Here is a 13799-nt window from a genome sequence, read left to right as displayed (position 1 = left end):
CTCCGCACCAAGGCCCACTACCGCCTCTTGGCCGCCCCGCCCCTCCTCCCCACCGACCACATCCACCTCACCCGCCACCTGACTCTCGCGTTCCCGCTGCACCGCTCTCCAGCCCGGCTCCGCCGCAAGCCGCGCCCAGTGGCCACAGCCCTGCGCCACCTGCTGGCCGCAGCCGCGCCACCGCTCCCACCCAGCCCGGCGCCACCCCCGCCACCCACCATCCCGCCGGCTCTGATGCAACGCCCCTGCCGCATGTGCGCCGCAACCGTGCATCGCCGCCACATCAACGAAACCGGCCGGACAGCTCCGGTAGCGAACCTGCCTGAAACGCCCTGAACCGAAAGCCCGGCTCCGCGGACCGTTCACAGGCAACCCCACGACACAACCGCTCTGCTCCTGCTGACCGGTCTCATCCCCGCCCGGCATCCAGCTTCCGCACCCCTGACCGGTCCCACCCATCCCACCGATCGGAGTCAGCCATGCCCTCGGCCCGCATCACCCGCCCTCCCCGCATCGACACCGCCTGGCACCATCCCGCCACCAGGCGCCCCCAGGTCCAGCCGAACCCCGTCCCGCACCGCCCACGTCCCCCCGAGCTGCCTCGCCCGCGCCAAGGCAGCCCCACCCCTGACCCGAGACCTCCCACCACCCAGGGGAGGCCCCAGTGGCCCGCCGCCACCCGATAACCCACGACCTCCGCCTGGTCCCGGCAGCCGCAGCCGTCTGGACCACAGCCGTGGCCGGTCTCTTCCTCAGCTGGCAAGCAGCAGTGCTCACCGGCCTCGCAGCAGGAGCCCTCGGCCTGACGGCGTGGCGCAGAGCGTGGTGGACCAGGACCTGCGCGATAGCCCTCCTGATCTCGGGCCCGGTGGCTGCGGCCTGGGTAGGTGGCAACGTCCTGCGAGCCGAGTCCCACCCACTCCGCCTGGCCGCGGACCAAGGCCGCAGCACCACCCTCACAGTCGAACTCACCACCAGACCCAAGGGCATCCGGGCCGCGGGCTTCGGCGGAACCCGGGCAGGCGTGGAGAACGTGGTCCTCAGGGCAACGGCGAACGGCGCCCAACTGGTGCTGCTGGCACCGGCCGACAAGTGGCGCGATCTGTTGCCAGGCCAGAAGGTCACGGTCAAAGGCACCCTCGCCCCGCCCAGAGGCGGCGACCTGGCGTCAGCGCTGCTGCGAGTGCGCGGCCCGCCGCAGGACCCGCGCCCACCCCCGGTCTGGCAGACCTGGGCCGGCGACCTTCGCGACGGCCTGCGACAGGCCAGCAAGGTCCTCGACGACGAGGAGGCAGGGCTCCTGCCCGCACTCGTGGTGGGCGACACCGAGCAGATGGTGCCGCGCATCGTGGAGGAGTTCCGCACAGCAGGGCTCGCCCATTTGCTCGCGGTGAGCGGTGCGAACCTGGCGATCATCTGCGGGGCGGTCTACCTGCTCACCCGACGGCTCGGGCCACGTCCGGCCGCCTTCGCCGCCCTCGCGGCGCTGGTCGGGTTCGTCATCCTGGCCGGACCGGAACCGAGTGTGCTCAGGGCCGCAGTCATGGGTGCCGTAGCGTTGCTGGCATTGGTGCTGGGCCGGCAACGATCCGCGGTGCCGAGCCTGGCTACGGCGGTGCTCGCCCTGGTGCTGCACGATCCGGCGCTGGGAGGCGATCCGGGATTCGCGTTGTCCGTGGTGGCGACGGCGGCGTTGGTGCTCATCGCGCCGAGGTGGGCGCAGGCGCTGAAACAGCGTGGTGTGCCGAACGGGCTGGCTGAGGCGATCGTCGTGCCGATGGCCGCGAGCCTGGCCACGGCTCCCCTGGTGGCGGGGCTGTCCGGGCAGGTGAGCCTCGTGTCGGTGGTGGCGAACCTCGTCGCCGGGCCGGTGGTCGCGCCGGCGACGGTGCTGGGCGTGCTGGCGGCGGCCGTCGCGCCGCTCTCACCGCAGGTGGCGGAAGTCGTCACGCACGTCGCCGGGCCTGCGGTGAGCTGGTTGATCACGGTCGGGCGGCAGGCGTCGGCCGTGCCCGGTGCGGCGGTCGGCTGGCCGGACGGGTGGACCGGAGCGCTCGCGTTGGCGGGTGTGACCGCCGCGGTCGTGTTGTTGGTGCGGTTCAAGAAGACGCGGGCGTTGGTCGTCGCGGTGCTCGTCGGCGCGTTCGTGGTGCTGGTGCCGCTGAGAGTCGTGGCGCCGGTCTGGCCGCCCGCCGGGTGGAAGGTCATCAGCTGCGACGTGGGCCAGGGCGATGCGCTGGTTCTCGCGACCGACGACGCCGACACGGCCGTGCTGGTCGACACCGGGCCCGATCCCGGAGCGGTCGACCGGTGCCTGAAGACGTTGGGGATCAAGAGGATTCCGCTGGTGGTGCTGACGCACCTGCACGCGGACCACGTCGGCGGACTCGACGCCGTGCTCACCGGGCGTGCGGTGGGAGCGGTGGCGGTCGGGCCGCTCAAGGAGCCCGCGTGGGCGTGGAGGGAGGTCGGCGAACGGGCTCGCGCTCACAACGTGCGGGTCGTGGAGCCGAAGGCGGGCGAGCGGTTCGCCTTGCCGGGACTGGAGCTGGAGGTGATGGGACCGAGACGGCCGCCGGTCGCCGAGGACGGGAACACGACGGTGAACGACTACTCGCTCGTGCTCAGGGCTCACACGAGGGCGGGGCGGGTGCTGCTCACCGGTGACGTCGAGCTGGCCGGCCAGGCGGCGTTGCTGGGGGAGCGGGACCTGAACGCCGAGGTGCTCAAGGTGCCGCACCACGGGTCGCGGTCCTCGCTGCCCGCGTTCCTGAAGGCCGTGCGGCCTCGGGTGGCGCTGGTGAGCGTCGGCGCGGGCAACAGGTACGGGCATCCGAGCGCGCACGTCATCGACGTGTTGCGGGCGGGAGGCGCGTTGGTGTTGCGCACGGACAAGGACGGAGACCTGGCGGTGTTGCCGGGAAACCGAATCGTACGAAGGAGAAGAGATGGTCTGGGTCAGGTTGTTCAACGCGCGCTACCCGATTCCCGGTGGCACGCCAGGCCTCGCGTGGGCGCTGTGGCAGCCGAACTACTCGGCGACGCCGTGGCCGCACGACGAACTGAAACCCGATTTCGGTTACTACATCTGCGAAACACTCGAAGACGGCACCCGCGCCGTCACCTACAGGGCGACGACCACGCACGTGCTGCCGCAGACGAAGGCGGAGACGCCGGAGGAGGCGTACGACCTCGTCGCGGAGCGGGTGTTCGACGACGAGCTGCGGGTGGCGCCGGACGTGTGGCACGACTACCACTACAACGCGCTCAAGGCGGAGGCCCCGTGGCCACAACGGATCGTGGCGTGGCGCGCGGCCGTGGAACCGGTCGGACCGCACGTGGTGGAGGGCTTGCAACGCTTCCCGCGCACCGGCTGGCTCAAGACGGACGCGATCTCCCTGTGAGCCAGGGAGATCGCGTCCGCGAGAAGGTGACTAGCCCAGTGCCTTGATGACGGCCTCGGCCGACGGCGGGACCGTCGCGCGCGGGCCGATCGTGTCGCCGAGCGCGTCGAGGGTCTTGAGGCCGTCGCCGGTGATGAGCAGCACGGTCTCGGCGTCGGGGTCGAGCTGGCCCGACTCGATCAGCTTCTTCGCCGTCGCGACGGTCACGCCGCCGGCGGTCTCGGCGAAGATGCCCTCGGTGCGGGCGAGCAGCTTGATGCCCTCGACGACCTCTTCGTCGGTGACGTCCTCGATGGCGCCGTTGGTGCGGCGCACGGCGTCGAGCACGTACGGGCCGTCGGCCGGGGCACCGATCGCCAGCGAGCGGGCGATCGTGTCCGGGCGGACCGGGCGGATGACGTCGTGGCCCGCCTTGAAAGCGGCGGAGATCGGGGAGCAGCCGGTGGCCTGCGCGCCGAACACCTTGTACGGCGACGCTTCGACGAGGTCGAGCTGGCCGAGCTCGCGGAACGCCTTGTCGACCTTGGTGAGCTGCGAGCCGGACGCGATCGGCACGACGATCTGGTCGGGCAGGCGCCAGCCGAGCTGCTCGGCGACCTCGTAGCCGAGCGTCTTCGAGCCCTCCGCGTAGTACGGGCGGACGTTGACGTTCACGAACGCCCAGTCCTCGTTCTCCGCGGCGAGCTCCTGGGCGAGGCGGTTCACGTCGTCGTAGTTGCCGTCGACGGCGATCAGGTCGCCTTCGTACACCGCGCTCATGAGGATCTTGGCGCGTTCGAGGTTGGAGGGCACGAGAACCACGGACTTCCAGCCCGCGCGGGCGGCGGCCGCGGCGACGGCGTTCGCCAGGTTGCCGGTCGACGGGCAGGCCAGCACCTTGAAGCCGAGCTCGCGGGCAGCGGCGAGCGCGACGCCGACGACGCGGTCCTTGAACGAGTGCGTGGGGTTGCCGGTGTCGTCCTTCACCCAGATCTTGCGGACGCCCAGGGCCTTGGCGAGGTTGTGCGCCTCGACCAGGCGGGTGCCGCCGGGATCGGTGTTCGGGTGCTGTTCCACAGTGGACGGAACGGGGAGAAGGCCGCGGTAGCGCCAGATGGACCTGGGGCCGGCCTCGATGTCCTCGCGCCGGATCTTCCCGAAGTCGTAGGCCACTTCCAGCGGCCCGAAACACTCGAGACAGGCGTACTCAGGAGCGAGAGGGGTCTCATTCCCACATTCCCGGCACAGCAGTGCCCGGGCAGGGCCGAGGTCGAACTTCGTGCTCGTGGGCACAGTGACAGCAGTCATCGCGAGGTATCTCCTCATCTTTCCCGCGAAATCGAACGGGTCGGAATTGGCACCGTGATCGTCTGCGCAGAGCTCCGCACAAGGTTCTGTGCTGGCGCTGACGCCGGTTGCCGGGGCTTCTTCGGGCCGTTCCCTCTGCCCCTCTGGATGAGCGGTGTTCAGTTGTGGGCACCAAGCTACGGCAACTGTCCGTTGCGCAGCCACCAACGTCCACGATCCGGGACGTGGAAAGATGCGGAGCGTGAGCGCACCGGAGTCACTGCACCTCGTCATCGGCGAGGAGGAGTTGCTGGTCGAACGTGCTGTTCGGGCGGCTCTCGAGGCCGCACGAGAGGTCGACTCGACCGCCGACCTGACCCGCGTCCAGGTGACTGATCTCACGGCTCCGGAGCTCGCCGAACTGGTGAGTCCGTCGCTGTTCGCGGAGGGCCGCGTGATCGTCCTGCAGAACGGGCAGGACATCAGCAAGGAGATCGCCGACATGGTGCTCTCCTACGTCAAGGCGCCCGCGGACGGCGTGACGCTCGTCGTCGTGCACACGGGCGGTGGTCGCAGCAAGGCGGCCAAGGACCTGCCCGGGCAGCTGAAGAAGGCCGGCGCCGCGGTCACCGAGTGCGCCAAGGTCACCAAGGCGAGCGACCGAGAGGCGTTCGTGCGCAACGAGGTGCGCCGCGCGGGCGGCAAGATCGACTCGGAGGCCGTCGCCACGCTCATCGACGCCGTGGGCACGAACCTGCGCGAGCTCGCCGCGTCCGCGTCGCAGCTCGTGTCCGACACCGACGGCAAGGTGACGGTCGAGGAGATCCGCCGCTACCACCAGGGCAAGGCCGAGGTGACGGGGTTCGCCGTCGCGGAGAAGGCCGTCGTCGGTGACCGGGCGGGTGCCATGGAGGCATTGCGCTGGGCAATGCAGCTCGGCGTGCCGCACGTGCTGGTCGCGGACGCACTGGCGGACGCGGTGCGCACGGTCGCGCGCGTGTCCGCCGTGGGCCGCGCCGACCCGTTCAGCCTGGCCGGGCCGCTCGGCATGCCGCCGTGGAAGATCAAGAAGGCGCAGGCCCAGTCCCGCGGCTGGGCCCAGTCGGGGCTCGCCGACGCGATGCAGGTGGTCGCGGGGCTCAACGCCGACGTGAAGGGCGTGGCGGCCGACGCCGACTACGCGCTGGAGCGGGCCGTGCTCCGGATCATCGCCGCGCACAGCCGCCGCTGACAGCGCCGTCACGCACAGAGCCGCCGCTGACAGCGGACGATCACGACTGGCGCGGTATCCCGATCAGGTACTGGGTTCCGGTGAAGCCGGGTTCGACGCCGATCGTCCACTCGAACGACTCGGTGCCGTCCAGCCCGTCCACGAGCCGCCGCAGTTCCGCGCGCCCGTACATGCGCAGGAACGACACGACGCTGTCGAAGAACATCATGAACGGCAGCACCGGCACGACGTAGGTCAGCGCCAGCCGCAGCAGGTAGCGGGGCAGGGGATTGCGCTGGAACGGCGCCGCGAGCAGCACGGCCAGCGCTAGGAAGAACGGGAACACCAGCACGTGGAGCCACGACCGCTTGGTGTCGACGACGACCATCGGCTGCCGGGTGTCGACGGCGTTCTGCAGCATCCGCGAGGCCAGCGCGGGCGGGAAGTGGTGGAAGGCGCCGTAGATCGTCCGCGTTCCCTCCACCCGGCAGTCCGTGGCGTCGACGGGCGTCGCCACGTGGCCGACGGAGCAGCACTGGTCGGGCAGCCGCCGCCGGTTCTGCCGGGCGACGCGCTCGAAGGCGGGCACGTTCGGTACCAGGTCCGTCAGCGTGACCTGGGTGTGGACGCCCTCCGCGTGCAACCGCCGCTGGATCAGCGGCACCGGCCCGCCCGACCCCGCGCAGAGGTCGACGATCCGGTGGTCCGCGCCCGACCGCAACGCCAGCGCCAACGGGCGTGAGTACTCGCGCGCGGCGTCCGTCAGCCGGTAGATGGTCATGATCGACTCGGTGTGCAGGGTCCTCAGCACGGGCGGCGTGCCGTCGAGGTCGTGCAACTCGAAGAAGTCGATGCGCGGCAGCGATTCCATGGGGTCTACGCCTACACCAGAAATGTGAAAGGGCTCCACCTCCCGGAGGAGGTGGAGCCCTTTCACAGAAGCTCGAAGGTCTACGAGCGAGATCAGCCCTCGAGGGCGTTCGCGCGCAGGGCCATCGCCGACTTCTTGTTGGCGGCCTGGTTGGCGTGGATGACGCCCTTGGTGGCGGCCTTGTCGAGCTTGCGGGACGCGTCCTGCAGCAGCTCCAGGGCCTTCGCCTTGTCACCGGCCTCGGCAGCCTCGCGGAACTTGCGGATGGCCGTCTTCAGGGACGACTTGACCGACTTGTTGCGAAGGCGGGCCTTCTCGTTGGTCTTGATCCGCTTGAGCTGGGACTTGATGTTCGCCATGCGACATCACCCTTCTTGTCGAAACCGGGTTCGTGACGCGCTTGGTCGGCACCGGCCACGAGGGCCGGGTCTCCTCCACGGCGGAGAGCCGCGCGTTCACGACGGGAAAGAATATCAGGCCAGCTCAGCGCACCGTGAAGGTGGCCTTCTCGGCGCCCACCACGGCCTCGTAGCCGCCGCGGGCGACCTCACGCCGTCCGTCACCGTCCACGTCGCCGACGGTCAGGGCCAGCTGCGAGAGCTTGAACGACACCTCGACCTGCTTCGACTGCCCCGCAGCGAGTTCCACGCGGGTGAAGCCCACCAGACGGGCGTCCGGGGTCAGCACCGGTGAGGCCGGCTGACGCACGTGGACCGGAACAACCGTGGTGCCCGCACGCCCGCCGGTGTTCGCCACCGTGAACTTCACCACGCCGTCCCGGCGATCAACCGACACCGAGGTTCCCGAGGTCGCGAACGACGTGTACGACAGCCCGTGCCCGAACGCGTAGAGCGGGTCGTACTTCGCCCCCGCCGACGTGTTCGCGCCCGGCAGCTGGTCGTAGGTCAGCGTCGGGTCGCCCAGCGCCTTCGGCCACGAGATCGGCAGCCTGCCGCTCGGGTTCACCGCGCCGAACAGCACGTCGGCGATCGCCCGGCCACCCTCGCTGCCCGGCAACCAGCCCGCGACCAGCGCGTTCGCGTCCGCCGCCGCGCCGAGCACCTGTGGGCGCGCGGTCAGCAGCACCACGACCACCGGCTTGCCGGTCGCCTGCACCGCGTCCACCCACGCCTGCTGCTCGGTCGTCAGCACCGGGTTCTCCGTGTCGGCCGGACCCTCCGCGCCGGGCTTCTCGCCCAGGACGACGACGACCGCGTCGGCACCTGCCGCCTCGGACACCGCCGCGGCCTGAGTCGGAGCGTGCACCACGGACGCGCCCGGGACGGCCTCACGCACACCGGTCAGCACGGTCGCGGTCGGCGGCAACGGCGAGTCGTCCGGCACGCCCTGCCACTCGACGGTCCAGCCACCGAGCTGGCGGCGCACGTCGTCCGCGGTCTCCCCGGTCACGACGATCTTCTTGGCAGCGGAGGACAACGGCAGCACGCCGTCGTTCTTCAGCAGCACGGTGCCCTCGGCCGCGGCCTTGCGCGCCAGGTCGCGGTCCGCGTTCACCACGTTCCCGTCGGCCTTCGCCGGGTCCACGTACGGCTTCTCGAACAGCCCCAGGTCGAACTTGAGCTTCAGCACCCGCCGCACGGCCTGGTCGATCCGCCCGCGCGACACGGACCCGTCGCGCACGTTCGCCAGCAGCAACGACGTGAACTCGGCCGCGTTCGACGGCTCCATCGCCATGTCCACACCGGCGTTGACGCTCATCGCGATCGCCGTCTTGTAGTCGGGCGCGACCTTGTGCCGGTCCACCAGGTACTTCATGTCCTGCCAGTCCGAGACCGCGACGCCCTTGAAGCCCATGCGGTCCCGCAGCTGCGTCTGCAGCATGTACTTCGACGCGTGCACCGGGACGCCGTTGAGCGAGCCGGAGTTGATCATCACGGTCTTCACGCCAGCGTCGAACTGCGCCTGGAACGACGGCAGCACGAGATCCTGCAGCTGCCGGATCGGGATCTGCGCCGCCGCCCGGTCGTGGCCGTTCGCCGGCGCCGAGTACCCCGCGAAGTGCTTCGCCGTCGCGGTCAGCTGCGCGGTGTCGTCCACCTCGGCCTGCTGCCCGCGCACGTTCGCCGCCGCCAGCTGGCCGGACAGGAACGGGTCCTCGCTGTAGGTCTCGTAGTAACGGCCCCAGCGCGTGTCCCGCGCGATGTCCGAGACGGGCGCGAAGTTCCAGAAGACACCGGTGGCGCGCAACGCCTTCGACGCCGACACACCGATCTTCTCCTGCAGCCCCGGATCCCACGTCGCGCCGAGCCCGATCTGGTGCGGGAACATCGTCGCGGAGATGACGTTGTTGTGCCCGTGCACGCCGTCGGCGCCGTAGATGATCGGGATCTTCAACCTGTTGTTCTCCAACGCATAGCGCTGGATCGCGTTGTTCATCTCGGCCCACGCCTTGGGCGTGTTGTCGAGCGGCGCGTCACCACCGCCGGACAGGATCGACCCCACGTGCGCGTCCGCGAGGACCGCCTTCAGGCACGAGTCGACCAACGGCCCGTTGACGTTGTTGCAGTCACCGCGCAGCTTCCCGACGCGGATCTGGGCCATCTGCCCGATCTTCTCCTCGACCGTCATCCTGCGCAGCAGGTCCTCGACCCGCCGCTCCGTCGACGCCCGACTGTCCAGATAGATCTCTCTACCGGCCGCGAGACCACCCGCCGGTGTCAGCGACGCGATCACCACAGCAACGCCCAGCACGCCGAGACCAGCACGCTTGCGGGAGAACAAAGACAAGACTCCTCCACGTTCCCGGTGCGCCCGCCGCACACCTTCGCGTGGAGGAGTCGGACAACAAACCTCCGAATGGATGAACTCAATGACAGCGTTTTCATGCTGGTGAAACGCCTGTTCAGTGCCTCGCGTCCGGGAAGTTCCGGAACAGGTTTCAGGCCTGTTCCGGAGGTTCCTCAGGCTCCGGGTTCTTCGGTGGCCTGCCGCGGCGAGGCATCTTCCTCACCTCGCCGGGCAACCGGCCCTCGTCCGCCAGCGCACGCCGCAGCAGGAACTCGATCTGCGCGTTGGTGCTGCGCAGCTCGTCGTTCGCCCACCTGCTCAACGCGTCGTGCACGGCCGGATCGAGCCTGAGCAGAACGCTTTTGCGCTCTGCCATCAGGTGTACAGGGACCCGGTGTTCACCACGGGCTGAGTGGAACGGTCACCGCACAGGACGACGAGCAGGTTCGAGACCATCGCCGCCTTGCGCTCCTCGTCGAGCTCGACGACGTCGTGGTCCGCGAGCCGCTCCAACGCGAGCTCGACCATGCCGACGGCGCCCTCGACGATCCGGGTCCGTGCCGCGACGACCGCGCCGGCCTGCTGCCGCTGCAACATGGCATGGGCGATCTCCGGCGCGTACGCGAGGTGCGTGAGTCGTGACTCGATCACCTTCACGCCCGCGGACTGCACGCGTGCCGAGATCTCGATCGCGAGCGTCTCGGTGATCTCGTCCGCGTTCTCCCGCAGCGAGAGACCGGTCTCCTCGTGGTTGTCGTACGGGTAGCTGTTGGCGATGTGCCGTACGGCGGTCTCGGTCTGGATGCCGACGAACCGCACGAAGTCGTCGACCTCGAACCGTGCGCGTGCGGTGTCCTCGACCTGCCACACGACCACGGCCGCGATCTCGATCGGGTTGCCGTCGGCGTCGTTGACCTTGAGCGTCGCCGTCTCGTGGTTGCGGATCCTGACGGAGATCTTCTCCCTGGTGGTGAGCGGGTTCGCCCACCGCAGACCGTCCGTGCGCGCCGTGCCCACGTAACGGCCGAGGAACTGCAACACGCGCACCTCGCCGGGCGCGACCGTGAACAGCCCCTTCCAGATCACCGCGGCGGCCAGGAACACCAGCACTCCGGTGAGCAGCAGCCCGGCCGCCGGGTCGCCGTCGGCAGCGTCGGTCGCCTTGATCCCCTCGATGATCGTCCACACGCCCACAGCGAGCACCGCCAACCCAGCGAAGAACATGAGGAGACCGGGCAGCTCCCGCGCTTGCTTCTCGCGGACGACAGGTGCCGGCATCTGGACCGTCGTTTCGATGGATGCACTCATCCAGGACCCCCTAGCGAAGTAGTAGCTAAGTGATATCACTTTTTTCGCGGTGATCGCAAGTTACGCTGCGTCGCATGAGGGCGAAGAAGCAGCGTGTGGCGGCGTACGGGGTGTGCGTCAACGAACGCGACGAGATCCTGCTGGCGCGCTGGCTTGGCCCAAAGGGCAAACGTTGGATCCTGCCCGGAGGCGGCATCGACCACGGCGAGCACCCGTACGACGGGGTCATCCGGGAGATCGAGGAGGAGACCGGGTACGCCGCCGAGGTGGTCCGCCTGCTCGGCATCGACTCCGAGCTCCGCGAGGAGCCCGACCGCGACTACCACGCACTTCGGATCATGTACGAGGTGCGGATCGTGGGCGGCGAGCTGCGCAACGAGGTGGGCGGCACGACCGACCTCGCCCAGTGGTTCCCCCTGGCAGACATCGGACAACTGGAGCGCGTGCCGTCGCTCGACACAGCACTTGGTCTGTACCGGACTGCCCCACCTGCCGGAATCTTGCGGTAGCTTCGCTCTACCGCCGCCGACGACCCAACACCGGAGTTGGCGAATGATCCGATCACTGGCCGCAGTCGGCGCGGCCGCCCTGCTGTCGTCCCTCGTTCACGTGCCTGCCTTCGCTGCTGTCGTCGGCGTGTCGACCGTGTCCTCCCTGCAGGCCGCACTCGACACCGCACGACCCGGTCAGCGCATAGTGCTGGCCGACGGCGTGCACCTCGCCGACCAGCCCATCAAGATCACCAAGTCGGGCGTCACCGTGGCCGCGCAGAACGCCGGCCGCACGGTGTTCACCCGCGGCGGCTTCGAGCTCGGGGCCGTTCGAGACGTGACGATCGAGGGCTTCGTCTTCGACGGGACCAGCACGCTCTCGGTCCCCGCGGAGGCGCAGGCCACGCGCATCACCCGCAACACGTACAACGGCAACAAGGACGGCGCCTCGCTCACCGTGAGCGCCGACGACGTCCAGGTGGACCACAACACGTTCTCGAACCGCAGCAGCGAGGGCGTCTACCTGCAGATCACCGGTCCGGGCAGTGAGATCGCCCAGAGGACCTGGGTCCACCACAACTACTTCTACAACCACAGCTTCACCGGCGCGAACGGCGGCGAGTCGATCCGGCTCGGGTACAGCCACAAGCAGTCGAAGTCGGCGAACGCGGTCATCGAGTACAACCTGTTCGAGAAGGCCAACGGTGACCCCGAGGCCATCTCCGTGAAGTCCTCGGACAACACGATCCGCTTCAACACGATCCGCGACAGCAAGGGCTACATCGTCCTGCGTCACGGCAACCGCACCACGGTCGAGGGCAACCTGCTGTTCGGCAGCGGCATCCGGTTCCACGGGAACGACCACAAGGTGTTCAACAACTACGTGCAGAACACCGGGGACCGGGCGATCGTGTTCGGGAAGGGCTCGGAGACCGACAGCGGCCCCACCTCCACGTCGCACGACCGCCCCGACCGCGTGACGGTCGCGTTCAACACCCTGGTCGGTACGGGTGCCGTGGTCGACAGCGACACCGGTACCTACGCACCCAAGGACTGCGTGCTCGCGAACAACGTCATCCAGGGCTCGTCGTCGAAGCTCGTCGACATGATGAGCGGCTCGACGGTGAAGTACGAGGGCAACATCGTGTGGGGCGGCACCGCCGGCATGCCGAACGGCTACAAGACGGTGGACCCGAAGCTCGTGCGCGACGCGAACGGCCTGCTTCGTCTCACGTCCGGAAGCCCCGCCATCAACGCGTCGGTGGGCACCTACTCCTATGTGACGCGTGACTTCGACCTTCAGGCGCGCTCGGGCACGCGTGATGTCGGGGCGGATGAGTACAACTCGTCGGCGGTGCGGAAGCCGCTGACGAAGGCCGATGTCGGGGTCTCGGCACCCTGACGAACGCATTTGTCCTGGTAGCCGCCCGTGTGGCGGTTACCAGGACCCCCCGATTTGGAGATCGAAACAGGCCCGTGTAATGTTCTCCATGTCAGAGCGAAGCGGGCCGGGAAATACAGACCGGAACGGGCCTGGCCAAAAAACCGGAAGAGAAAGAGCCTCCGAGAGGCCGATTTGACACCGGGAAGCAAGACCAAATAAGCTTCAACACAGCCCCGAGAGAAAGCCTCCGGAAACGGAGACTGGAACCGGTGAGCGCGTGTTCTTTGAGAACTCAACAGCGTGCCGAAACACAGCCAGTAATATATGAATTACCTCCTCGTCGAGGTAGTTCCTTTGAGGCAAGACTAGATTGATGCCAGACATATTCCGTCTGGAGCGATCAAACACAATCCTTATTGGAGAGTTTGATCCTGGCTCAGGACGAACGCTGGCGGCGTGCTTAACACATGCAAGTCGAGCGGTAAGGCCCTTCGGGGTACACGAGCGGCGAACGGGTGAGTAACACGTGGGTAACCTGCCCTGTACTCTGGGATAAGCCTTGGAAACGAGGTCTAATACCGGATACGACACCGAACCGCATGGTTTGGTGTGGAAAGTTCCGGCGGTATGGGATGGACCCGCGGCCTATCAGCTTGTTGGTGGGGTAATGGCCTACCAAGGCGACGACGGGTAGCCGGCCTGAGAGGGTGACCGGCCACACTGGGACTGAGACACGGCCCAGACTCCTACGGGAGGCAGCAGTGGGGAATATTGCACAATGGGCGAAAGCCTGATGCAGCGACGCCGCGTGAGGGATGACGGCCTTCGGGTTGTAAACCTCTTTCAGCAGGGACGAAGCGCAAGTGACGGTACCTGCAGAAGAAGCACCGGCTAACTACGTGCCAGCAGCCGCGGTAATACGTAGGGTGCGAGCGTTGTCCGGAATTATTGGGCGTAAAGAGCTCGTAGGCGGTTTGTCGCGTCGGCCGTGAAAACTTGGGGCTTAACTCCAAGCTTGCGGTCGATACGGGCAGACTTGAGTTCGGCAGGGGAGACTGGAATTCCTGGTGTAGCGGTGAAATGCGCAGATATCAGGAGGAACACCGGTGGCGAAGGC

The 13799-nt window shown here is 68.3% G+C and carries 10 protein-coding genes, 1 rRNA gene and 1 riboswitch; of the genes, 5 read left to right on the top strand and 6 right to left on the bottom strand.

What is annotated here, in order from left to right:
- Positions 1-736 precede the first annotated feature (736 nt).
- Positions 737-3451, top strand: a complete 2715-nt coding sequence (locus tag ACWF7A_RS41505; protein WP_452255955.1) for a DNA internalization-related competence protein ComEC/Rec2 — start codon at positions 737-739, stop codon at positions 3449-3451.
- Here the strand turns inward: ACWF7A_RS41505 and thrC are convergent.
- The gene (thrC, locus tag ACWF7A_RS41500) at positions 3435-4691 is read right to left on the bottom strand and encodes a threonine synthase (RefSeq protein ID WP_452255954.1); all 1257 of its coding nucleotides are present in this window, start codon (positions 4689-4691) and stop codon (positions 3435-3437) included. The two genes, ACWF7A_RS41505 and thrC, sit on opposite strands and share 17 nt — an antisense overlap.
- A gap of 11 nt (positions 4692-4702) precedes the next feature.
- Positions 4703-4845: riboswitch (SAM riboswitch) on the bottom strand.
- Positions 4846-4923: 78 nt separating this feature from the next.
- Between thrC and holA the strand changes: the two genes are divergently transcribed.
- Positions 4924-5901 (top strand): DNA polymerase III subunit delta, encoded by a 978-nt coding sequence (gene holA, locus ACWF7A_RS41495; protein ID WP_452255953.1) that lies wholly within the window; start codon positions 4924-4926, stop codon positions 5899-5901.
- Positions 5902-5941: 40 nt separating this feature from the next.
- Here the strand turns inward: holA and ACWF7A_RS41490 are convergent, their stop codons facing one another.
- The 5 genes from ACWF7A_RS41490 to ACWF7A_RS41470 all read right to left on the bottom strand — a co-directional run bounded on the left by ACWF7A_RS41490 (position 5942) and on the right by ACWF7A_RS41470 (position 10807).
- Positions 5942-6751 carry a hypothetical protein gene (locus ACWF7A_RS41490; protein WP_452255952.1) on the bottom strand — a complete coding sequence of 270 codons (810 nt, stop codon included), beginning with the start codon at positions 6749-6751 and terminating at the stop codon, positions 5942-5944.
- A gap of 92 nt (positions 6752-6843) precedes the next feature.
- Complete coding sequence (rpsT, locus tag ACWF7A_RS41485; RefSeq protein ID WP_166047155.1) at positions 6844-7110, bottom strand: 30S ribosomal protein S20; 267 nt, start codon at positions 7108-7110, stop codon at positions 6844-6846.
- 124 nt (positions 7111-7234) lie between these two features.
- Positions 7235-9499, bottom strand: a complete 2265-nt coding sequence (locus ACWF7A_RS41480) for a glycoside hydrolase family 3 N-terminal domain-containing protein (RefSeq protein ID WP_452255951.1) — start codon at positions 9497-9499, stop codon at positions 7235-7237.
- A 151-nt stretch (positions 9500-9650) separates the two neighbouring features.
- Positions 9651-9875 carry a hypothetical protein gene (locus tag ACWF7A_RS41475; protein ID WP_452255950.1) on the bottom strand — a complete coding sequence of 75 codons (225 nt, stop codon included), beginning with the start codon at positions 9873-9875 and terminating at the stop codon, positions 9651-9653.
- Complete coding sequence (locus ACWF7A_RS41470; protein WP_452255949.1) at positions 9875-10807, bottom strand: SPFH domain-containing protein; 933 nt, start codon at positions 10805-10807, stop codon at positions 9875-9877. The genes ACWF7A_RS41475 and ACWF7A_RS41470 overlap by 1 nt, the downstream gene beginning before the upstream one ends.
- Positions 10808-10881: 74 nt before the next feature.
- Here ACWF7A_RS41470 and ACWF7A_RS41465 point away from each other — a divergent pair, with 74 nt between their 5' ends.
- From ACWF7A_RS41465 to ACWF7A_RS41455, 3 genes are all read left to right on the top strand, one after another.
- Positions 10882-11316 carry an NUDIX hydrolase gene (locus tag ACWF7A_RS41465; protein WP_452255948.1) on the top strand — a complete coding sequence of 145 codons (435 nt, stop codon included), beginning with the start codon at positions 10882-10884 and terminating at the stop codon, positions 11314-11316.
- Positions 11317-11359: 43 nt separating this feature from the next.
- Positions 11360-12700 (top strand): polysaccharide lyase 6 family protein, encoded by a 1341-nt coding sequence (locus tag ACWF7A_RS41460; RefSeq protein WP_452255947.1) that lies wholly within the window; start codon positions 11360-11362, stop codon positions 12698-12700.
- A 395-nt stretch (positions 12701-13095) separates the two neighbouring features.
- Positions 13096-13799 (top strand): 16S ribosomal RNA (locus tag ACWF7A_RS41455); the annotation flags it as partial.

Source organism: Lentzea sp. NPDC055074, assembly GCF_053608005.1.
This window is presented reverse-complemented; position numbering and strand designations above follow the sequence as displayed.